This window comes from Kiloniella sp. (genome assembly GCF_048259265.1).
GTDB lineage: Bacteria > Pseudomonadota > Alphaproteobacteria > Kiloniellales > Kiloniellaceae > Kiloniella.
This window is the reverse complement of record NZ_JBLXHT010000004.1, coordinates 196,379-217,687: the sequence shown is the minus strand read 5'-3', so window position 1 is coordinate 217,687 and position 21,309 is coordinate 196,379. Positions and strand designations below refer to the sequence as shown.

Annotated in this window: 20 protein-coding genes, 1 tRNA gene and 1 pseudogene; 14 read left to right on the top strand and 8 right to left on the bottom strand. The window is 47.0% G+C overall.

Going from position 1 to position 21,309, the window contains the following annotated elements:
* The first annotated feature begins 8 nt into the window (after positions 1-8).
* Complete coding sequence (locus ACN0QW_RS09230) at positions 9-581, top strand: TetR/AcrR family transcriptional regulator (RefSeq protein ID WP_417430797.1); 573 nt, start codon at positions 9-11, stop codon at positions 579-581.
* A 26-nt stretch (positions 582-607) separates the two neighbouring features.
* On the opposite strand, the gene ACN0QW_RS09225 is transcribed toward ACN0QW_RS09230, so the two are convergent.
* The 5 genes from ACN0QW_RS09225 to ACN0QW_RS09205 form a co-directional block, all read right to left on the bottom strand.
* Positions 608-1,006: a gamma-butyrobetaine hydroxylase-like domain-containing protein gene (locus tag ACN0QW_RS09225; protein ID WP_417430795.1), complete on the bottom strand. Its 399-nt coding sequence runs from the start codon at positions 1,004-1,006 to the stop codon at positions 608-610.
* Between the two features lie 26 nt (positions 1,007-1,032).
* Positions 1,033-1,215: a Trm112 family protein gene (locus tag ACN0QW_RS09220; protein ID WP_299379315.1), complete on the bottom strand. Its 183-nt coding sequence runs from the start codon at positions 1,213-1,215 to the stop codon at positions 1,033-1,035.
* 45 nt (positions 1,216-1,260) lie between these two features.
* Positions 1,261-1,932 (bottom strand): LON peptidase substrate-binding domain-containing protein, encoded by a 672-nt coding sequence (locus ACN0QW_RS09215; protein ID WP_417430793.1) that lies wholly within the window; start codon positions 1,930-1,932, stop codon positions 1,261-1,263.
* Positions 1,933-2,010: 78 nt separating this feature from the next.
* Positions 2,011-2,925, bottom strand: coding sequence for a tetratricopeptide repeat protein (locus ACN0QW_RS09210; RefSeq protein ID WP_417430791.1), 915 nt, complete (start codon positions 2,923-2,925; stop codon positions 2,011-2,013).
* A 157-nt stretch (positions 2,926-3,082) separates the two neighbouring features.
* A complete protein-coding gene (locus ACN0QW_RS09205; RefSeq protein ID WP_417430789.1) occupies positions 3,083-3,616 on the bottom strand; it encodes a prolyl-tRNA synthetase associated domain-containing protein in 534 nt (177 codons plus the stop codon).
* Positions 3,617-3,782: 166 nt separating this feature from the next.
* Here ACN0QW_RS09205 and ACN0QW_RS09200 point away from each other — a divergent pair.
* The 4 genes from ACN0QW_RS09200 to ACN0QW_RS09185 all read left to right on the top strand — a co-directional run bounded on the left by ACN0QW_RS09200 (position 3,783) and on the right by ACN0QW_RS09185 (position 10,698).
* Positions 3,783-3,857 (top strand) — tRNA-Gly (locus ACN0QW_RS09200).
* 300 nt (positions 3,858-4,157) lie between these two features.
* Positions 4,158-4,364, top strand: a complete 207-nt coding sequence (locus tag ACN0QW_RS09195) for a DUF2842 domain-containing protein (protein ID WP_417430787.1) — start codon at positions 4,158-4,160, stop codon at positions 4,362-4,364.
* Positions 4,364-4,759, top strand: coding sequence for a hypothetical protein (locus tag ACN0QW_RS09190; RefSeq protein WP_417430785.1), 396 nt, complete (start codon positions 4,364-4,366; stop codon positions 4,757-4,759). Before ACN0QW_RS09195 ends, ACN0QW_RS09190 begins: the two co-directional genes overlap by 1 nt.
* A 1,103-nt stretch (positions 4,760-5,862) precedes the next feature.
* The gene (locus tag ACN0QW_RS09185; RefSeq protein WP_417430783.1) at positions 5,863-10,698 is read left to right on the top strand and encodes an NAD-glutamate dehydrogenase; all 4,836 of its coding nucleotides are present in this window, start codon (positions 5,863-5,865) and stop codon (positions 10,696-10,698) included.
* 174 nt (positions 10,699-10,872) lie between these two features.
* Here ACN0QW_RS09185 and ACN0QW_RS09180 read toward each other — a convergent pair whose 3' ends face one another.
* Positions 10,873-11,193 (bottom strand): YbjQ family protein, encoded by a 321-nt coding sequence (locus tag ACN0QW_RS09180; RefSeq protein ID WP_299380115.1) that lies wholly within the window; start codon positions 11,191-11,193, stop codon positions 10,873-10,875.
* Between the two features lie 145 nt (positions 11,194-11,338).
* A complete protein-coding gene (locus tag ACN0QW_RS09175; protein WP_417430781.1) occupies positions 11,339-12,190 on the bottom strand; it encodes a substrate-binding periplasmic protein in 852 nt (283 codons plus the stop codon).
* Between the two features lie 275 nt (positions 12,191-12,465).
* On the opposite strand from ACN0QW_RS09175, the gene ACN0QW_RS09170 reads away from it, so the two are divergent.
* Together ACN0QW_RS09170 and ACN0QW_RS09165 are read left to right on the top strand one after the other, a co-directional pair.
* Positions 12,466-13,011, top strand: coding sequence for a YaeQ family protein (locus tag ACN0QW_RS09170; protein ID WP_417430779.1), 546 nt, complete (start codon positions 12,466-12,468; stop codon positions 13,009-13,011).
* 125 nt (positions 13,012-13,136) lie between these two features.
* Positions 13,137-13,721 carry a helix-turn-helix domain-containing protein gene (locus ACN0QW_RS09165; RefSeq protein WP_417430777.1) on the top strand — a complete coding sequence of 195 codons (585 nt, stop codon included), beginning with the start codon at positions 13,137-13,139 and terminating at the stop codon, positions 13,719-13,721.
* 195 nt (positions 13,722-13,916) lie between these two features.
* Here the strand turns inward: ACN0QW_RS09165 and ACN0QW_RS09160 are convergent, their stop codons facing one another.
* The gene (locus tag ACN0QW_RS09160) at positions 13,917-14,318 is read right to left on the bottom strand and encodes a rhodanese-like domain-containing protein (protein WP_417430775.1); all 402 of its coding nucleotides are present in this window, start codon (positions 14,316-14,318) and stop codon (positions 13,917-13,919) included.
* A gap of 136 nt (positions 14,319-14,454) precedes the next feature.
* Between ACN0QW_RS09160 and ftrA the strand changes: the two genes are divergently transcribed.
* The 7 genes and pseudogenes from ftrA (at position 14,455) to ACN0QW_RS09125 (ending at position 21,059) form a co-directional block, all read left to right on the top strand.
* Positions 14,455-15,462, top strand: coding sequence for a transcriptional regulator FtrA (ftrA, locus tag ACN0QW_RS09155; RefSeq protein ID WP_417430773.1), 1,008 nt, complete (start codon positions 14,455-14,457; stop codon positions 15,460-15,462).
* A gap of 475 nt (positions 15,463-15,937) precedes the next feature.
* Positions 15,938-16,915 (top strand): DUF1852 domain-containing protein, encoded by a 978-nt coding sequence (locus ACN0QW_RS09150; RefSeq protein WP_417430771.1) that lies wholly within the window; start codon positions 15,938-15,940, stop codon positions 16,913-16,915.
* A gap of 30 nt (positions 16,916-16,945) precedes the next feature.
* Positions 16,946-17,974 (top strand): methionine synthase, encoded by a 1,029-nt coding sequence (locus ACN0QW_RS09145; RefSeq protein ID WP_417430769.1) that lies wholly within the window; start codon positions 16,946-16,948, stop codon positions 17,972-17,974.
* 71 nt (positions 17,975-18,045) lie between these two features.
* The gene (locus ACN0QW_RS09140; protein ID WP_299380505.1) at positions 18,046-18,546 is read left to right on the top strand and encodes a flavin reductase family protein; all 501 of its coding nucleotides are present in this window, start codon (positions 18,046-18,048) and stop codon (positions 18,544-18,546) included.
* A gap of 121 nt (positions 18,547-18,667) precedes the next feature.
* Positions 18,668-18,841: pseudogene (locus tag ACN0QW_RS09135) on the top strand (helix-turn-helix domain-containing protein); the annotation flags it as partial.
* 27 nt (positions 18,842-18,868) lie between these two features.
* Positions 18,869-19,540 carry a LysR substrate-binding domain-containing protein gene (locus ACN0QW_RS09130; protein ID WP_417430947.1) on the top strand — a complete coding sequence of 224 codons (672 nt, stop codon included), beginning with the start codon at positions 18,869-18,871 and terminating at the stop codon, positions 19,538-19,540.
* 331 nt (positions 19,541-19,871) lie between these two features.
* Positions 19,872-21,059: a glycine C-acetyltransferase gene (locus ACN0QW_RS09125; RefSeq protein WP_417430766.1), complete on the top strand. Its 1,188-nt coding sequence runs from the start codon at positions 19,872-19,874 to the stop codon at positions 21,057-21,059.
* Positions 21,060-21,309 lie beyond the last annotated feature (250 nt).

Below are 21,309 nucleotides of genomic sequence, written 5' to 3'. Positions count from 1 at the left end.
GAAAAGCGATGCGACGGTCTAAGAAACGTGAACACCTTGTTGATGTAGCACTCGGGCTATTTTACGCTCAGGGATTTCACGCCACTGGGATTGAGCAGATTGTTTCTGAGGCTGGCGTTGCACGCATGACGCTTTATAAACACTTTCCATCCAAAGATGATTTGATCATCGCTGTACTGGAACGGCGTGATGAGCAATTCAGGAGCTGGTTGTTAAACTTTATGACAGCGCAAAAAGAGCCAAAAGAACAAATTTTGGCAATGTTTGACGCGTTAGGGCAGTGGTTTAATGATGAAGCTTTTCCTGAGCATCGTTTCTGCGGTTGCTTGTTTATAAATGCTGCTGCGGAATTTTCTGATTTTAAAGAATTGGCTCATCAGGTTGCTGCCCGTCATAAGGCTGTTTTAACCAAAGAAATTTTAAAAATTGTTGAAAAAACAGACCTTTCAAACCCAGAAGATCTTGTGGCAGAGCTAATGCTTTTGAAAGAGGGGGCAATCGTTACGGCACAGGTCAGCGGTGACAAACAAGCTGCGGCAAGGGCAAAAAAGATTGCGATCAAACTTTTGGTCCAAGATTAATTTGCCACAAGAATAATGGTTAAACTTTATGGGTTCCGAGAAAGGCCCCGTTTTTCCATTTCATCCAGATATGTTTGCCAGATGGTTTCTTGTTCTATGGCCAGTTTATACAGGTACTGCCACGAATAGATCCCCGTATCATGTAAATCATCAAAGGATAATTTCACGGCATAGTTTCCAACGGGTTCGATTGCAATAATACCGACCATACGTCGTCCGGAAAGGATTTGTTTTTGGCTGGGGTGGTGCCCCTGTACTTCCGCAGAAGGGCTTTCTACACGAAGATATTCTGCGGACAAAGCAAAGCTTTCTCCGTTTTCAAAGGTTATGTGAAGCGCCCGCTCGTCTGACTTATATTTTAGATCCGTCGGCCAGTGTTCTGTTCGAAAACCCTGTGCGTTATCTTCTTCAATTGATCCGGTCATTGATGCCCACCCAGAATCTGTTGGTTTTAATCGATTGATCTGGCTTCGTCAGTCAGCATTACGGGAATACCATCACGTATTGGGTAAGCAAGCTTTGCCTGGCGTGAGATCAGTTCTTGATTCTGTGCATCGTATTCAAGGGGCCCTTTTGTTTCCGGGCATACAAGTATTTCGAGTAATTTTCTGTCGACGCGTGGTTCGTTGCTCATCATTTTATCCATAATACCCTGATATATCTTATGTTCAGGGATGTTTTATTGCTTGGCAAAGTTCTGGTTACTTTGGTGAACGGCCATATCCATAATCGTTTCCATGATATCAGCACGTTGTATCAAAGTTGATGCCTCTAATATTGCTTGCTTTTCTGCTGATGAAAAGGGGCAAATCATCGCAAGAGTATTCACCAGTCGATGATTGTTTGTGTGCTCTATCGCTTTCCAGTCCGCGTCAATATTGTTGACGTCGAAATAGCTTCGTAAGCATGACAATAGCCGATCACGGTCCAAGTCTTCTGACTCGGTGTTTTCTAGGTCAGGACGATATGGGGTATAGTCTGGAATGACTCGTCTATAACCAAAGTCAGATGATATTTCGTTGTCGACATTGTAGCGAACCAAACCTTGCAGAGAAATAAGGTAACGGCCATCATCGGTTTCCATAAAGGAAGTAATCCTGCCAAGGCACCCGATTTTGTATAGGGGTGTATTGCTATCATCCAAAATGGTTTGCTCAGGTTTACTGTTCGGCTGGATCATGCCAATACACCGGCTTTGCCCCAGCGCGTGATCTATCATGGTAAGGTAGCGGGGTTCAAAAATATTGAGTGGAAGCGTTCCCCCTGGAAGTAACAATGCGCCTTCCAATGGAAAAACAGGAAGTTCGTTCGGGAGCTCGTTAAACTTTGGATCGAAGATACCACCGGTCATAGCATACCCTTGCAAAATGTGTTTATGGGAACACGCCTTGTATTTTTGCTCATTCTAATGAATAGGCAACAAACATTACTAGCTAAAGAGTAACGAAGATAATTTTCCACGCGCTTTCATCGTCATTGGATCCATCATGCCCCAGGCTTCAAAAAATTTCAAAAGCTGAATTCGGGCTGCATCATCGTTCCATTCTCGATCATGCTTGATTATATATAGCAAATGATCTGCAGCTTCTTCGTGGCTACCTTCTGCTTGTAAAGCCAAAGCCAAATCAAATCGAGATTGATTATCCGCTTGACCTCCTTCAACTTTGTTTTTCAGGGCGATGATTTCTTCATTATCGAGACTTTGACCTGCGAGTTCTAGTTTGGTCACAACACCTGAAAATTCAGGTTTTGATTTAACATCGTCTGGTAATTGATCAAACAACGCCTGCGCTTCTTCGGTCATGTTAGCACTAATTTGACATTCTAACATCCCGATAAGTGCGGGTTCGTTATCAGGTACGTGTTCCAAAATTTGGCTGTAGATTGACATGGCCGACATGTCATCTTCATTTTCTCGTGCGAGCGTGGCTTGTTCAAGGGCATCAGCGATCGGGTCGCCTTTTACACCACCGGTTTTTTGGATCACTGTGTCAATGAATTTGGCGATTTCACTGGGGGGAAGTGCGCCGTTAAAACCGTCAACAGGTTGTCCTTGAAAAAAAGCGTAAACCATTGGTACGGATTGAACACGCAGTTGTGACGCCAGCATTTGGTTTTCATCAATATTGACTTTAACTAGCTTTACAGCACCTTTGGCTGCGATAACTGCCTGTTCAATAGCAGGCATCATTTGCTTGCAGGGACCACACCAAGGTGCCCAGAAATCGACAAGAACTGGCTGGTTCATGGATGCTTCCATGACATCTTTGGCAAAATCTTGCTGATTAGTATCCTTTATCAGGTCAGCTTGTGATGTTGGGTTGCTGCCGATGAGTTCTTCCATTGTTCAATATCCGAGCTTTAAAATTTGTTCCTGAAGCACATAAATTTAAGAAGTAAATTTGGTATCCCAAACTTAGGCTTCAATCCTTGTGCCCCAACCTTAGAGAGTTTGTTTTCTTCCTGACAAGATGAGGTTGATTGACCTGAACTGCAAGGGATCAAGTTGCGTCTTGGGCAAGTTGTGCCAAATTATCCATGTCTAGTTTTTCTGGTGGGTGGTTTACGGCGGTCAGAAATTGTACCAAATTTTCTGGGGTAATTGATGTGGTCATTGTATTGGTCAAGGGATGCGAATTAATCGGAGATAAGTCCATCATTTGTGAATCAAGAATGACTTTAACGGCGTTAACTTTATCATTTAGGACTGTAAAGGGAGATACCGATCCTGGCGTGATGCCAAGAAACTCCATCAATCGATCTGCACTGCCAAAAGAAAGCTTTCCTGCACCCAAGGCTTTACCCAATAACTTCATGTCGATCTTTCTGTCTTCAAGACAGACCAAAAGCCACATCTGCCCCTTTTTGTTACGTAAAAAAAGGTTCTTGGTATGGGCACCTGGGATGTCACCGCAATGTTCTTTGGATTCTTCAACCGTATAAACGGCAGGATGGGTAATTGTTGTGGTTTCGATTCCAAGATCATCGAGTTTTTGAAAGAGACCATCTGGGGTGCAAGGGGTGATATCAGTCATATTTCGTTGCCTGCGTATTTTTGCAAATTTTGTTTATAATTAAGGGTATGCCTCGTTTTTTTTGTCTTTGAAACCAGAAAGAAACAAGCAGGATTATTTTTTTGTAAAAAAAGCTCTTGCAATGTCAAACTTCGTGACGTAAATACCCCTCCACCAACACAGAGACGCGGGCGTAGCTCAGTGGTAGAGCATCTCGTTGCCAACGAGAATGTCGTGAGTTCGAATCTCATCGCCCGCTCCAGTGTTGCATGAAAAAGACCCGGCTTTGGCCGGGTTTTTTCGTTTGAAATTGAATCTTTTCCATTTAAGCTCTTACCGACTGTTTTTCTTCAGCCTTTGTATTTTACAGAAGCTATCAAATCCTTTTTGTTAAATGCGATTTGCGGCCTTCATCCTTTTGCCATTTTTCTCGTTGATTAATCAAACGAACGAAGGAGGGGTTAAAGTCGGGCGATTTTTTTGTGCTGGTTCTTGTTTGTCTGTCAGGATATAAATCTTAGGACTATCTGAGTTATCAACTATTGTTCAAAGAGTTACAGCCTTGGTTAAAAACCTTGTTGGGTATCTATTATTTTTCCTTTTTCTGGGACTCTATTCAGCGATGGTTATTTCTATCGGAACAGATTGGCTTCCGGATCATCCGCTTGTACATCTTGTATATTACCCCTTTGTTGGGCTTGTCTGGCTTTACCCTGTGATTAAGATAATGTTCTGGATGAAACGGCGGCGCGAAAGGCACGAAAATTAATGCGAATAAACAAGTTCTCGTGGATATCATTATGCCTTTGTTTTACAATTTTCATTGTCACACCGGTTACTGTCAGGGCTTTTGATAATCTGGATCACGAAGAAACACTTGATTTTTGCGTGACAGAATTAGGTAAAAGAATAGGTGCTGAAAACGCTTTGAATATGGAAAAACATTGTTCTTGCGCTGCTGATCTCGCCTTGGATAAAACGCCTGAAACATTGAAAACACCTTTGGCCCGCCTAGTTCGGCACCAAGGTTTAAGGCCCGAAGACAGAGCCGCGCTCAAAGCTGAATCAGGTAACCTTTTTCTCTATATTGCGATGCTTGACAGTCACTGTCCGAAAATCCTGAGCGATCCGATGCTTCAAAAGCTTTTATTGCCAACACAATAAAGTTTGCATTCGGCGATAACGTCACCAGATTTATTTTCAAGTTTGCTGTGAAGTAATTCTGGTTTTACTTGCTTCATGAACCACTTGCTAAAGGATGTAAGTTCTAGGGTGCTAACGTCTGCTTCTATGAGGAGACAATATCTTCTCTTGGTTCTTGAGGTGGATAAATCTGCAAGTACATCGTACTGATGCCGAATCAAATGTTCTCTTATTTCGTTGATTGACAGCGGCGTGACAGAGAAATTTATTCTGATAAATTTGTAGGGATTAGATAGGTTATGTTGCTGTGGTAGCGCAGAAGTATTCATGATCGGATCTCTTATGGCGAAGAATTGAACAAGCAGACGTGACGATGGTCGTTGACATTTTCATGCCCCCGGTCATTCGCGTGCTCGTATGCATTCGCGCAAAAAATTCTGTGGTTATCCGATACATGCTCATAGAGTTACCTCGTCTCATGTTTTAATGCAAGTCGCAGATGACTAAGCCACAAAGGTGTCATTTTGTTTTTATGAACCCAACAGCACGCAGGGAATTTTTCGGCCTGATCGTTATGACTTTTACCAAGTTGTCTCTTTTTTTAGTGTTCGCATACCCAATTCCTACCTTTGAGGCTCACAATCTGTTGATATCCATAGGAAGAGAAAATTGTGAATATTTTGCGGCTTGAAGGTGTTTCAAAAATAGCTATTGCTCATTAATTTTATTTTCCTGATAGAACTAGCTGTATTCAAAGGGCTATTGCAAAGCGGAGAGTCACTTTTCTATGAGCGACTCTAAATGAATTTGTGCATTGATGATGGGGTTAAATAGCTTAGGCCCATGGTATAAATAGATAAGATCAATGGACAGTTTTTATTCTCTTCAATTCGGTGGTTTTACCATATATGCTTTAAACTTATTGGCGAAAATAATGTGGATAACTTTACTCTTTTGTAAGTATTGAAAAAATATCCTGTAGGCGACGCATTTTTTACTAACAATGGTCCTGAAATAGGTTAACGTGGTTTGTCCTCCACCTTTAAGGGCGGACCTGGGGTGAGGACGTCGAATAGAGCAATATCCTAATAATTAAAAAGCGACAGCGGTCCGAGGAAAGAACAATGGCCATTCATGGCAATAGCAGTACATCTGAATGTATTGATAAAGTAGTCGATCTGATTCACAAAAAAATAAGTGCTGATAAAGCCCAGATGATTGAGCAGTTCGTACGTACTTTTTATGAAAACGTCCCACCGGATGATTTACGTGAAGAGACAGCAGATAACCTTTTTGGGGCCGCCTTGGCTCTTTGGGGTCAGTTACAGCAACGTACGAAGGACGAAACCAAAATAAGGGTCTATAACCCCAGACCCGAAGAACACGGGTGGAAATCGTCCCATACGATTATCGAGGTTGTTAACAATGACATGCCGTTCCTGGTGGATTCAGTTACGGCTGCGTTGGAACGATTGGATGTCGAAGTTCATCTGGTGGTGCACCCCGTCCTGAGTTGTATTCGCGACGTAAAGGGTAAGCTAAGCTGTATTAATGCGGCTGGTGGCGACAAGGGAATCCTGACAGAATCTGTGATGCACATACAGATCAGCGAGCAGGTTGTCGAAAGCCATACCCAAATTGCCCACGAACTGACCAAAGTTTTCGACGATGTGAAAGCGGCTGTGGAAGACTGGAAACCAATGCTTGGCAAAATGAGCGAAGTCATTGGTGAACTTAAAAAATCTCCGCCGTCACTATCCAAAACTGAAATTAGCGAGTCTATTTCTTTCCTAGAGTGGATGACTCAGGATAATTTCACTTTCCTTGGGTATCGCGAATACAAGTTCGAAGGCGAAGGTACCAATGCAATTTTAAAGGTACACCCTGATTCTTTGGGCTTACTGCGTGATATTGATGTTCATGTTTTTGACGGTCTAAGAGACTTCGGGTCTTTGCCGGCAGAAGTCCGGGATTTTATGACCAAGCCTGTTCTGTTGCGAATAACAAAGGCTAACCGTCGTTCAACAGTTCATAGGGCTGTCCATCTTGATACAATTGCTGTGAAACGCTTTGATGCCAAGGGGCGGGTGATCGGAGAAATTTTATTTGCGGGGCTTTTAACCTCGACGGCCTATGCCTGTTCACCAAGTGATATTCCGTTGTTACGTCATAAGGTTAAGAAGGTTCTGGATAAGTCGGGTTTTAAATCGGGCAGTCATGATAGCAAGGGATTAACCCATATTCTGGATACCTACCCCCGGGATGAGCTGTTCCAGATTTCCAGTGCTGAACTTTCGACGATATCTCACGGTATTCTTCATCTGCAAGAACGCCGCCGGATTGCGCTTTTTGTACGCAAGGATCCTTTTGAGCGCTTTGTTTCCTGTTTGACGTATATTCCACGTGACCGTTTTGATACGGCCCTGCGCCGTAGAATTGGGGAAATTCTTTGTAGCGCTTATAATGGTCAGATCAGTGCGTTTTTTACCCATTTGTCCGATACGGTTCTTGCGCGGGTTCATTTCATTGTAAAGACCACCCGCGGTCAGGTGCCCGATGTAGATGTCAGTGAGTTAGAGGCACGTATTGCGGATGCTGGTCGTTCCTGGGAAGATCGCCTTGAACGAGTCTTGATCGAGGATCGGGGCGAAGAACAGGGTATCCGGGCCATGCGTCGCCTAGGGGCTGCTTTTCCGGTTAATTATCAGGAGCACTTTAACGAAAACGATGCGGTTTTTGACATTACCCGGGCCGAAGAAGCACTTGAGGGTGATGGCTTGTCTATGAACCTTTACCGTCCGCTTGGTGCTGATCCCGAGCAGGTTAGGTTCAAGATTTATTTACGCGATAATCCAGTTCCATTGTCTGATGTCTTGCCGATGTTGGAAAATATGGGACTGAAGGTTTTCAGCGAAATTCCTTATCACTTTAATTCCCTGGAAACCGGTGAAAGCGTGTGGATGCACGATTTCAACATGGTAATTTCTGGTGATCAGGAAATTTCTATTTCCAGTTTACGCGAAGGATTTCACGAGGCCTTTGCCTCTGTCTGGCATGGACAGATGGAAAACGATGGCTTTAACAGGCTGGTTCTGATTGCGGGCTTGAAAGTTCGTGAAGTCACCGTTCTGCGTGCCTATTGCAAGTACTTGCTTCAGGCACAGATTCCTTTCTCTCAAAGCTATATGGAACAGACGCTGGCGAATAATCCGAATATCACCCGGATGCTTGTCGATCTTTTCCTTGTGCGCTTTATGGGCAAAGGGACCGAGCGAGACGAACAACTTGCAGATGATCTCAACAATAAGATCAATGATGCCTTGGATGGTGTTAGTAATCTTGACGAAGACAGAATTATTCGCCGTTTCCGTAATGTGATTGAATGCACGCTGCGGACAAACTTTCTGCAGAAAACAGAGCAAGGCGATTTTAAAACCTATCTGTCATTCAAGCTGAATTCTGAAAAGATCACTGATCTTCCCTTGCCAAGACCGTATCGTGAAATCTTTGTTTACAGCCCCGATATAGAGGGTGTGCACCTTCGTTTTGGTCCTGTTGCCCGTGGCGGTTTGCGTTGGTCAGACCGTCGGGAAGATTTCAGAACTGAAGTTCTCGGTCTTGTGAAAGCGCAGCAGGTCAAGAACTCAGTTATCGTGCCTGTGGGCTCTAAGGGTGGTTTTGTGGTTAAGAACCCGCCGCCAGCGAGCGAAGGGCGCGAAGCTTTTATCGACTCAGGTATCGAGTGCTATAAAACCTTCATCCGTGGTTTGCTGGATCTAACCGATAATTTGGTCGCTGGTGACGTTGTACCACCGGAAAGGTTGATCCGTCGTGATGGGGATGATCCTTATCTGGTTGTGGCGGCTGATAAGGGAACAGCAACCTTCTCTGACATCGCTAATGGCGTGTCTGTTGACTATGGTTTCTGGCTTGATGATGCTTTTGCTTCTGGCGGTTCAGCTGGGTATGACCACAAAAAAATGGGTATTACAGCCAAAGGTGCGTGGGAATCTGTCAAACGTCACTTCCGCGAATTGGGCAAGGATATCCAGTCCGAACCTTTCACGGCAATTGGTGTGGGCGACATGTCTGGTGATGTTTTTGGCAACGGGATGCTGCTGTCTGATCAGACTAAGCTTGTCGGTGCCTTTAACCATCTTCATATCTTTGTCGATCCTGATCCCGATGTGGCGAAATCTTTTGCTGAACGCAAGCGCCTCTTTGATTTGCCGCGTTCGTCTTGGGCAGACTATAACGAGAAACTGATTTCCAAGGGGGGCGGGATCTTTGATCGTAGTGCCAAGTCACTGAAAATTGGTGCTGAAGTAAAAGCATTGTTTGATATTGCCGAAGACGAATTGGCACCCAATGACTTGCTCCGTGCCATGTTGAAATCTAAAGCTGAATTGCTTTGGTTTGGTGGCATTGGAACCTACGTGAAACATTCCAGTGAAACCAATGGTGATGCCGGGGATCGTGCTAATGATGCCCTGCGTCTCAATGGTAAGGAACTGCGTTGTAGTGTTGTCGGTGAGGGTGCCAATCTAGGCATGACCCACCGGGCACGTATTGAATACGCGCAAAACGGTGGTCGTGTGAATGCGGACTTCCTGGATAACTCTGCGGGTGTTGATTGTTCTGACCACGAGGTGAATATCAAAATTCTGCTCGGCGCTGTCGAACAGGACGGCGATATGACCCGAAAACAGCGTGACAAGCTGCTGGAATCCATGACCGATGAAGTTGGTGAACTAGTATTGCGCGATAACTATCTGCAAAGTCAGGCGATCTCGGTCACGGCCAATATCGGTGGGCGCTTGCTTGACCGAATTGCCCGTTATATGCGGTCATTGGAGAAACAGGGGCTGCTCAACCGTGTCATCGAATACCTGCCTGATGATGAAATGGTGCTCGAGCGCATGAAACAAGGTCTTGGCTTTGAAAGGCCAGAACTTGCGACCCTCATGTCCTATAGCAAGATCTCTCTCTATGACGAATTATTAGGCTCTAACTTGCCTGATGATTCCTATATGGAAGATACCCTGGTTGATTATTTCCCGACAGCCTTGCGGAAAAAGTTTGCCAAGCAAATTGGCGAACACCGCCTGCGTCGTGAAATTATTGCCACGGCAGTGACCAATGACATGGTCAACCGTGTCGGGATTACCTTTGTCTATGAGGTAAAGGAAAAAACCGGCATGGCGTCATGCGACATTGCACGGGCCTATACCATTGCCCGCGAAGTGTTCGATATGAACTCGTTGTTTGCGATGATCGAAGGGTTGGATAACAAGGCACCTGCGTCGCTTCAGGCAACGCTGTTGGCGGAATGTGGTCGATTGATTGAACAGGGAACTGTCTGGTTCTTGCGTCATGGCGCGCATCCGCTGGATATCCGTAAAGAAGTTGATTCCTATGGCAAGGAAGTTGGCACTATTTCTGATCAGCTGGAAAAACTGCTATCCAAGGAAAACACCGCGCTTCTGAAAAAGAAAATCGCTGATTTCAAGGCGCAGGGCGTTCCAGCAGATATTGCTAAGCGGATTGCAGGTCTGCGTCTTTTGACGCCAGCTTGTGATATCGTACGCCTTGCTCATACGCTGAAAATGCCAGTGGATACCGTTGGTAGTACCTATTTCTCTATCGGAGAACGCTATGGTTTTGACTGGTTGCGAAGTGCCGCGGGTCGTCTGCCGAGTGAATCTGCATGGGATAAACTGGCTGTGACGGCAATTGTCGATGATCTCTATGGGCATCAGGGGGAATTAACGTCCCGTGTGCTCGAAGCGGCGGGACAAACCGACCGTGTCGAAGCGGCTATCAAAGAGTGGGCTGAATCCAAACGGCCACTGGTAAACCGGACCGAACAGATCCTTGCGGAATTGAACGCTGCTGGAAAGCCAGACTACGCCATGTTGGCTGTGGCGAACCGCCAGCTCAAGAACATGGTCTCTTCCTAAGCAACAGCGTTGCTCTGCTTTTTAAGGGCTTAAGTATAAAGGCCAGCTTCAATATTGAAGCTGGCCTTTATTATAGCTGATATGTATTTAAGCCGTTGCTCTCAAAAAGAAAAAGGCCGATGCAACCGCACCGACCTCAATCAAAAACCACACAATGTGTGCATACGGCGTATGTTAAGCGTCTTCGAGAACCACAGCCGTGCCATTAACGCTGACCATCAACATGGAACCACCGATTGATTCATAATCCAGGTCAACACCGATAACAGCATTGGCGCCCACTTCTTCGGCTTGTTCGATCATGTCGTTCATGGCGTGATTTTTGGCACCGCGCAGGGCTTTTTCATAACCACCAGCGCGCCCACCGAGAACGTCGGTAATCTTGGCGAAGAAATCTTTGACAAAGTTAGCGCCGACAATGGCATCTCCGCTGACAATGCCTTTATAGGCAACAACGCGTTTTCCCTCGATGGAATCAGTTGTGACGATCTGCATGGAAGCTCCTCGTGTTCAAAGTGATTTATTCAAATAATAATGCTTCTTTATTCATGCCTTCTCGACAGGGATATGGCAATAATCTACGAACAATTTCATAAAAAGGAGAACTCGGTACTGTGGGTAAGTCGGCCGATCCATAACTTTAACGCGCGACACCAACGTATTTTTCGATGACTTGGCGATCTTTTCCGGCGGCGCGGTATTTTGCAAGGTGCTGGTTAAAAAAAACCCGAAGGTCTTGATTATTAAACCCGGCTGCAGCTTCTACTTTCAGAAAAACATCGTGAGCATAAAACACGTTTAGGTCTCTGTTTTTATTTTCTTTTCTATAAAAATAATAAAAAATATGCGCGTCCAGTACAGTGGCGGAATATCGGCCCATTAAAAGTAGTTCGGGCATCGCACTGACGTTATTTATTTCGTTATAGGAAACGGCTTTATCTGTTGCGTTGGTAAACGCTGTTCCAAAATATCCCCCTGCACCGATAAAGGTGACAACCCTGTGATTACTCAAAGAGTTTAAGTCATTAATCTCGTCGCGGTTCTCCTTAAGGGTAAAAATGGTGGGTTTGTAGTCGATGATTGCATGTGATGTGTAATACCCTTCTCTGTCTGCTTCAAAAAAAACAGGTACGGCAACATCTGCATTGCCTTGGGTTACCATGCTCAATGCGCGTTTTGTCGGCACAAACTGTACCGTGGATGTGAATCCCATTTCATCCAGAACACCGCGCAGGATGTCCAGATCCATGCCGCGTTCTTTGGCAGCAATGACATGTGGCGGATAGTCTGTGGCGACTATACGTATGGTTTGCCCTGCAAGAATCGCTTGTTTGAGGGGAACATCTTGTGCAGAGGCACTGGTTAAAAACGAACCAAGAATCAGTCCAGAAAATAATACAGCAAACAAAATCGAAAACGGACCTGTTAACAAGGCGACAAACTGCTTTGTTAAGGTGGAGACGTTTCTTAACCAACTGTGATTCAAGGGCAAGCCTTCCTCCCGTGATCTACCTGTCTTTGGTCCAATTCTAATGCAAGTTTATCAACTATAGATTAAGGAGATTCTTATTATCTTGTTGTCCATAGGGGGAATAATATTGGTATGTGTCGTTTCCCCTTTCACAAAGCCATTATTGTCAGTAAAGAAAGCAGATAGATAAGGCCAAATATAAGATAGCGTAAACCGCACTTAGCGTCCTCGAAGTACCCACCACATATTATCCGGTCCTCAACTCCGGACAGGATAAAGCAGAACAGGCATACCCCATGGCAAAAAATGCCACTATTTATAAAGTCGAACTTTCCGTTACTGATATGGATCGCCACTATTACGAGACCCATAATCTGACTGTGGCCAAGCACCCTTCGGAAACGGATGAACGCTTGATGGTACGTGTACTGAGCTTTGCCCTGAACGCCCACGAACAACTGGAATTCACCCGTGGTCTTTCGACCGAGGATGAGCCGGACCTTTGGCAGAAAAGCCTGAGTGGCGAGATTGATCTGTGGATCGCGCTGGGCATGCCGGGGGAAAAGATTGTGCGCCAGTCCTGTGGTAAGGCTGGTAAAGTTGTGATCTATTGTTACGGCGGCAACACAGCAGAAATGTGGTGGGAGAAGATCAAAAACAGCACCACCCGGTTTGCTAATCTCGAGGTTACAAACTTCTCAAGGGATGACACCCGCGCTCTGGCCGAACTCGCCAACCGTTCTATGAGGTTATCCGTAACCATTCAGGACGGCGACGTCATGGTCGCTATCGACGACAGCACGTTGCACGTAACGCCTGTTAAGTGGAAAAACGTAGGTTAGGGAGTTTGGTTCTATTCGCGTGGCTGCGTTATCTTTTTTTATATTCTCCAAAAATTCTCCCATCTGGCGCCTTCTTTGAAAATCCACTATGGTGGAAATTCCACTAAAGGGGTTTTAGGCAAGGTATGAGTACAAAACGCAAGGGTGTTCCGCAGATCGGGGATAAGGTGCGGGATGCGCGCAAGGAAAAGAAGCTGACGCTGGATCAGTTGGCGAAGCTTTCGGGGGTGTCCAAATCCATGCTCTCGCAGATAGAGCGCGGACAGGCCAACCCGACCTTTGCGACGCTCTGGAGCCTGACGCAAAGCTTTGGCATGGATATCTATGAACTGCTAGAGGGCGCGCCGCGTGAGCCGGAAGTGGTCAAGATAGAGGCCGTGCCCGCGAACCTGACGCCCACCATGTCCAGTCCGGATGGCAGTTGTGTGATGCGCATTCTCTCCCCCGTTGAGAACGCTGCACTGTGCGAGTGGTACGAACTGAGCTTCGAAGCCGCCGGGGCCTTACGCTCTGCCCCCCATGCCGAAGGAACCCGCGAACATCTGACGGTGTTATCTGGCCGGATAGAGGTTGAATCCGCGGGCGATAGCGAAACCGTCGAAGCTGGCGGCACAGCCCGCTATCCCGCCGATTGCGACCATGCCCTGATCAATGTGGGTGAAGGCAACGCCGTTGCCTTGCTGGTCGTGGAGCGTCTTCAGGGATTGTAGTATTCAGTTAACGTGTAAGCTGTTTGTATAATAAGGCATCTGCATCGACGTATTTGTGTCGGGCAGATGCCTTTTCTATATGTAAGTGCTGTAAACCCTCATCTTGCGGTTCAGATCATTCAATGATTCAGGCAATGATCCTTTAGAGTTGAGGTCTTGTCTTACGTGCCCCTTAACTGCCCCCCCCCAAAAAAATCAGGCAATGCCTGTGACGAGGTCAAAGCCTTCGTCTTTCCAGCCTTCGATGCCACCGATCAGCTCTTTGACTTTATAGCCTAGTTTAGCGAGGCGTACGGCGGCTTTGTTGGCGCCGTTACAGTGGGGGCCAGCGCAATAGACGACGAACAGGGTATCATCGGGATAGTCGCGCACTTTGCGGGCAATGATCTTACCGTGGGGCAGGTTAATGGCCTTGGGGATATGTCCATCTTTATAGAGATCCGTTGATCGCACATCCAGCAAGACAAAATCCTGTTCCTGTGCTGTCAGCGCATAATGCGTATCCCAGCAATCGGTTTCCACACGCAGGCGGCGTTCAAAATGCGCAAGAGCTTCATCCGGGGAAGCGGCGGGAACGAGGGCGACATTAGAAGCCATAAATCTTTCTCCAAAATCTTAATGTTCAGGTGGTGATGAAAGTGATTATAGGGCGTGTTTTTATGCTTGCCTATTGGCATAAATGACTATACTCATATAAATAATGCCAATTAATTCCGATAGTGAAAAATCTGCCATGAATGAAAAGTCTCGTAAGAAGTTGATCCAGAAAACACTGTCAGAAACACCTGCTGACAAGCCAAACCACCTTGTTGCTGCGGTGGTTTATGACGGTCTCTGTACCTTTGAGTACGGTATGGTTGTTGAGGCCTTTGGTCTGGATCGGCCTGAGTTTGATGAGTGGTATGACTTCACGACTTGTTCGGCGGACAGTGGGCCTTGTCGTGCTCTTGGTGGGCTTCAGGTCACGGCTGAAAAGGGGCTGGAAGTGCTTGAAAAGGCGGACACCATCGTGGTGCCGGGTTGGCGTTCTGTGCACGAACGCCCACCAGAGGCTTTGTTGGAAGCCATCTGGGCGGCCTATTATCGTGGTGCCAGAATCGTGTCGATCTGTTCTGGCGTCTTTGTGTTGGCGGCGGCGGGAATCCTGCGTAATCAAAAGGTCACGACTCATTGGCGCTATGCGGATCTATTGGCAGAGACCTATCCCGATTTGCATGTTGACCCTAACGTCCTCTTTATTGATGAGGGACGAATCATGACCTCGGCGGGGTCAGCGGCGGGTCTCGATCTTTGTCTCAATATCATCCGCAGTGACTTTGGCCCGGCAGTGGCTAACAAGGTCGCCAAGCGTCTGGTGCTTCCGGCACAGCGCGATGGCGGACAGGCGCAGTTTATCGACCGTCCGCAAGTACGTCGCGAATTGGCGATGGATGATTTACTGGCATGGATCAGAAAGCATTTGCACACGCCGTTGCGGGTGGAAGAACTTGCCAAGCGGGCACACATGAGCTTGCGCACCTTTATCCGGCGATTCAAGGAAGCGACGGGGTTGCCTCCGGCCAAGTGGATGATTCAGGAACGTTTGGCACTGGCCTGTACCTGTCTGGAAGAAACCGCAATGTCTGTCGAAGAAATCGCCTCGCACTGTGGCTTTGGCCTTGCCGATACCCTGCGCCACCATTTCCGTGATCAAATGGGAATCAGTCCGACTAGATACCGCCAAAATTATCAGATTCTCTAATCTGATACAGATGATTTGTGGCAGCGCCACGAGTATTCGTTTGATGTTCGAAATTGAATTCTTGATTCAGATTTATGATTCAGGTGTTGCGGAGAAATTTGGATACGAGGAATCTAGACACGGGGCTTTTGCGTTAGGTGAATCAAAAGCTTGGATCATGGCTGACTTCTGGTCTTGAAACCTTGCCGTCAAAAATGCCGTTGCCTGAATAAATGGCACTCTTCTATGCGTCGATTAACAGAGCAAGATCCTGTTTACCAGTATTTATATTGATAGAAGCGTGCTTCTAAGCGGTATGGGTAAGCTGTTGCTTTGTTTTGCGTTGATTCGGGCGGCAAGACAAGTATCGGACCAACAGCTAAGCTTATGACAATGTGTCATGCTTTTATGAAAAATGATCATTTTTATTCATGTCTGAGTTCGAGCATACAGAATGCATTGCTCATAACCCCGGACGACATGAAGGTCGATCACAATGACAGAAAACTTCGCCTTTAGAGTAAAACGCATTAGTTTTAATGAGGATTATCAACCCTTTGAAAAAACACGCATCACGACTAATTTTGCTAATCTAGCTCGTGGTGAAAGCCGCCAGGAAAATCTGCGCAATGCGTTGCGGATGATTGACCGTCGTTGCAATGCGTTGGCCTATTGGGATAACCCGACAGGCGATCGTTACTCTGTAGAGCTTGATATCATATCTGTTGAAATGGATGTTGAAGGTGCCGGAAATGCCTTTCCGGTGATCGAGGTCCTGAAAACGACGATTCTGGATCAAACGACTGGCAAACGTATTGAAGGCATTGTGGGAAATAATTTTTCCTCTTATGTGCGCGATTATGATTTTAGCGTGCTGCTTTTGGAGCATAACAAGAGCCAATCCGGGTTCAGTATCCCGGATAAATTTGGCGATTTGCACGGTCAAATCTTCAAAAGCTTCGTGCATTCACACGAATATAAAGAGCATTTCAGCAAACCACCCGTGATTTGCCTTAGCGTTTCGTACAACAAGACCTATCATCGGACGGCAAACTACCATCCTGTTCTAGGTGCGGAATACCTGCCAAATGACACATCCCTGACCGAACAATATTTCAGAAAAATGGGACTACAGGTCCGCTATTTTAAACCGGAAAACAGTGTTGCACCCTTGGCATTTTTCTTCTCCGGCGATCTTCTCAGTGACTACAGTAATATCGAACTTATCAGCACCATCAGCACGATGGAGACCTTCCAAAAGATCTACCGGCCTGAGATCTACAACGCCAACTCTGCCGCGGGCGAGCACTTTCAACCAAGCCTACAACACCAGGATCACTCGCTTACACGTGTTACCTATGACCGCGAAGAACGCAGCCAGTTAGCTGTTGAGCAGGGCAAATTTGCTGAAGAGCATTTCATCAAACCCTACCAGGCTGTTCTTGAGGAATGGTCCGCTCAGAATTCTTTCTAATTAATCCATATTCACACAGGATCGCTTATCATGAAAACTCTGCTCCCTACATCTACTGCTGGAAGCTTGCCCAAACCCCGCTGGCTAGCAGAGCCTGAAACACTTTGGTCGCCTTGGAAATTGGAAGGTGCAGAGCTGGTTGAGGGTAAACAGGATGCTTTACGGGTATCGCTGGCAGAACAGCAACTGGCAGGTATTGATATTGTCAGTGACGGAGAGCAAACGCGGCAGCATTTTGTCACGACCTTCATCGAAAATCTCAGCGGTGTTGATTTTGAGAAACGCGAGACCGTTAGAATTCGGGATCGCTATGATGCGAGTGTACCGACCGTTTTTGATGCAGTTTCGCGCGAAAAACCGGTTTTCGTTGAGGATGCCAAATTTTTGCGCCGACAGACTAAATCTCCTATCAAATGGGCTCTGCCTGGTCCCATGACGATGATCGATACGCTCTATGATGGCTACTATAAAAGCCGAGAGAAACTCGCCTGGGAATTTGCCACGATTCTCAATCAGGAAGCCAAGGAACTAGAGGCGGCTGGTGTCGACATCATTCAATTTGATGAACCTGCTTTCAACGTGTTCTTCGATGAAGTGAATGATTGGGGGATTGCCACCTTGGAAAGGGCAATTGAAGGGCTGAAATGTGAGACGGCAGTTCATATCTGCTACGGCTATGGCATCAAGGCCAACACTGATTGGAAAACAACACTGGGGTCGGAATGGCGGCAGTATGAGGAAATTTTCCCAAAACTCCAGACATCTAGTATCGATCTGGTCTCATTGGAATGCCACAATTCCCATGTCCCTATGGAACTGATCGAACTTATCCGCGGTAAGAAGGTGATGGTCGGGGCCATTGATGTAGCAAATAACACCATAGAAACTCCAGAAGAGGTCGCCGATACCCTACGCAAAGCGCTTGAATATGTGAATCCGGACAAGCTCTATCCCTGCACAAACTGCGGTATGGCGCCGTTATCGCGTTCCGTTACTCGGGGTAAGCTCACTGCTTTGGGTGCAGGGGCGGAAATTGTCCGACGGGAACTTGCGGCCTAATACTTATCAGCGGGTTTATCGGTTAACTCGCTGACTTGCCTCTACATTATTCATTGAAGGGAAACGTCACGATGTCTGATACGGTAGCAATGGATAGCATTGATCCATGTGACCTGCGTGATTGTTGTGGCAGTTTCGCTACGGGTGTAACGGTCATCACCACCCGCACACCCGATGGTGATCACGGTATGACGGCGAGTTCATTCATGTCAGTGTCGCTCGATCCGCCGTTGATTTCCATTTCTCTGGATCGTCGGACCAAGATGCTTGGAGAGGTTAGGAAATCAGGGCGATATGCGGTGAATATCCTGTCGCAGGACATGTGCCCGCATGCGATGCATTTTGCTGGGAAACCGGACGAAACATTGACCGATCTGTTCTTGGAACAACATGGCTTGCCCATATTGCGAGATACCGCAGCCGTTATTGTAGCCGATGTTGTGCAGCAGGTAGAGGCAGGGGATCATGTCCTTCTCCTCGGCCGGGTCCGACATCTGGACCGAGACCCAACGGCTGAGCCACTTCTATATCATGCAGGGCAGTTTGGAAGCCTAGCCACGCAATCGGCTTAGATGGGCTTCAATCTTATAATATTGCTGTTCTCTAACGCATTTCATGTAGGCTTTTCGAATGAATTGTACATGACTAAAAATTGAGATACTTCTTTCGAAGTTGAATAGGAGTCATATTTAATTGATAGACATCCAGCCTCTTGCAATTCTGCGTGAAATTAATCGGGCAGGCAGCCTGACCTTGGCTGCTGATAAGCTTTGCCTGACGCAATCGGCGGTCAGCCATGCCATTCGCCGTTTTGAAGAACGCCATGGGGTCAAACTTTTGGAAAGGGAGGGGCGCCGCCTGCGCCTGACGCCAGCAGGGAACTATCTGCTGGGCTTGGCTAACCGGGTGCTTCCACAGCTTGAGCGGGGCGCGATCGTGTTGGAAGATTATGCGCGTGGGCGCCGCGGTGCGATCCGGATCGGTATGGAATGCCATCCTTGCCAAGACTGGTTGATGCGTGTTGTCGATCCGTTCCTTGCCCAATGGCCTGAGGTCGATCTCGACGTGACAACCGCCTTCCAATTCGGTGGCCTCCAGGCTTTGCTCGACCACGAGATTGACATATTGGTAACACCTGATCCGATCGACCGGCCGGGCCTCGAATATCATCCCGTGTTTGATTATGAGTTGTTGCTTGCTGTTGCCACGGACCATCCTTTGGCTGAAAAGGAAGGTTTGGTGCCCGAAGATCTTTCGGGAGAGACACTCGTTACCTATCCGGTTCCACGGGAAAGGCTTGATATCTATACGCGCTTTCTTGTGCCAAGCGGGGTTTGGCCACGCCGACACAGAACGGTTGAAACAACGGATCTTATGCTGCGTCTGGTGGCGTCCGGCCGTGCGGTTAGCGCGACACCGGACTGGCTTGTCAGGAGCATTGATCAGGTGCGGGGCCTCAGGATAGATAGAGGCATCAGAAAGAGTATTCATCTAGGTATACGAAAGGGAATGAGGCCGGATTATATCGAGGGCCTTCTTTCCTTGGCTCAAAAGATAAAAATCTAATGATTGTGCTGAGGCGTTCCTAGGTGACCTATTCTTTATTGTGCTTACTATAGCATTGGGTTTCTTGTTTCTTTCTTGAATTTAGTGTCTTGCCCGTATGGATATGGCGGGGTAGAGCCGAGGGGTTATTCCTCTGCCTGCTTTGTATGTCATTGTTACAATGATAGTATTGCCTTTAACGGCAAAAGAAAAACAGGGATCTTGTTGCGCTGATCGGATTGTTATTCTCAGGTACGGTAAAATTCTGGACAGTAAGTGGCTTGACGAATCCCTTATACTAGATAATATATCTACTATATTGAACTTCCATTGAAGCAGGATAACGTTGGTTATGAGCAAGTCCATTATCAAGCATCTTACGGGTGAAATTGCCACCTTGAAGGAATCAGGTCTCTACAAGGCAGAGCGGGTGATTGAATCATCTCAGTCTTCGGCGATTAAGGTGCAGTCTTCTGGTGAAGTTCTGAACTTCTGCGCAAATAACTATCTTGGTCTGTCCAATGATCACGGTTTGGTAGAGGCGGCGCAAAAGGCACTAGATGATTATGGCTTCGGGCTTTCTTCTGTACGTTTTATCTGTGGCACGCAGGATATTCACAAAGAATTGGAATCTCGTCTTTCCAGCTTTTTGGGGCAGGAAGACACCATTCTCTATTCCTCTTGTTTTGATGCCAACACTGGCCTGTTCGAAACTATCCTCGGGTCCGAAGATGCAGTGATCAGTGATGCCTTGAATCATGCCAGCATCATTGACGGGGTTCGCCTGTGCAAAGCCAAGCGTTATCGTTATGCCAACAATGATATGGACGAGCTGGAACGCTGTTTGAAAGAGGCACAAGACCAACGCTTCCGTTTGATTGTGACTGATGGTGTATTCTCGATGGACGGTTATATCGCCAACCTGCCAGCAATCTGTGATCTGGCGGACAAGTATGACGCATTGGTGATGGTGGACGACAGCCATTCCGTCGGTTTCATGGGACCAAACGGTGCTGGTACGCCGGATTACTGGGGCCTCCGTGATCGCGTTGATATTATCACAGGCACGTTGGGTAAGGCTCTGGGCGGTGCATCCGGTGGCTATACCTCTGCAAAAAAAGAGATCGTGGATTGGCTCCGTCAGCGTTCGCGCCCGTATCTCTTCTCTAACTCTCTGGCCCCTGTGATCACCGCGACGACTCTTGCGGTACTTGATCTGGTGGAAAACGGTCAGGACATGCGCGCCAAGTTGGTTGAAAACAGCAATCACTTCCGCAAAGGCATGGCCGAACTGGGCTTTGACCTCCTCCCCGGCGAGCACCCTATTATCCCGGTGATGATTGGCGATGCGGCCCTTGCAACAAAATTGGCAGATGCGCTGTTACAGCGTGGTATTTATGTCATCGGCTTCTCTTTCCCCGTGGTGCCAAAAGGCCAAGCACGTATCCGAACCCAAATGTCGGCCGCCCACACGAAAGAACAGATCGACCGAGCCATAAAAGCCTTCGGCGAAGCCGGAAAAGAACTGGGGATAATATAGGAAGTAAACCAAATTGCTGGTGCAATTTGGCAAGTGCGACTGCACGCCCGAGCTTATGCGAGGTAAGCCTTAGTGGCGTTTGAACGAAAACAAGAATTTGTACCGTCCCTCAAGAGGACGTATTGCGCTCAAGTGCCGCGCATACTTGTCCTCACTTCGTTCCGGGCGTGCATTTGCACTTGCCAGATCCTTTATAGGATCTGGTCGGAGCTAAATTCTGGAAGTAAATCACCATCCAAATTGCTTACCG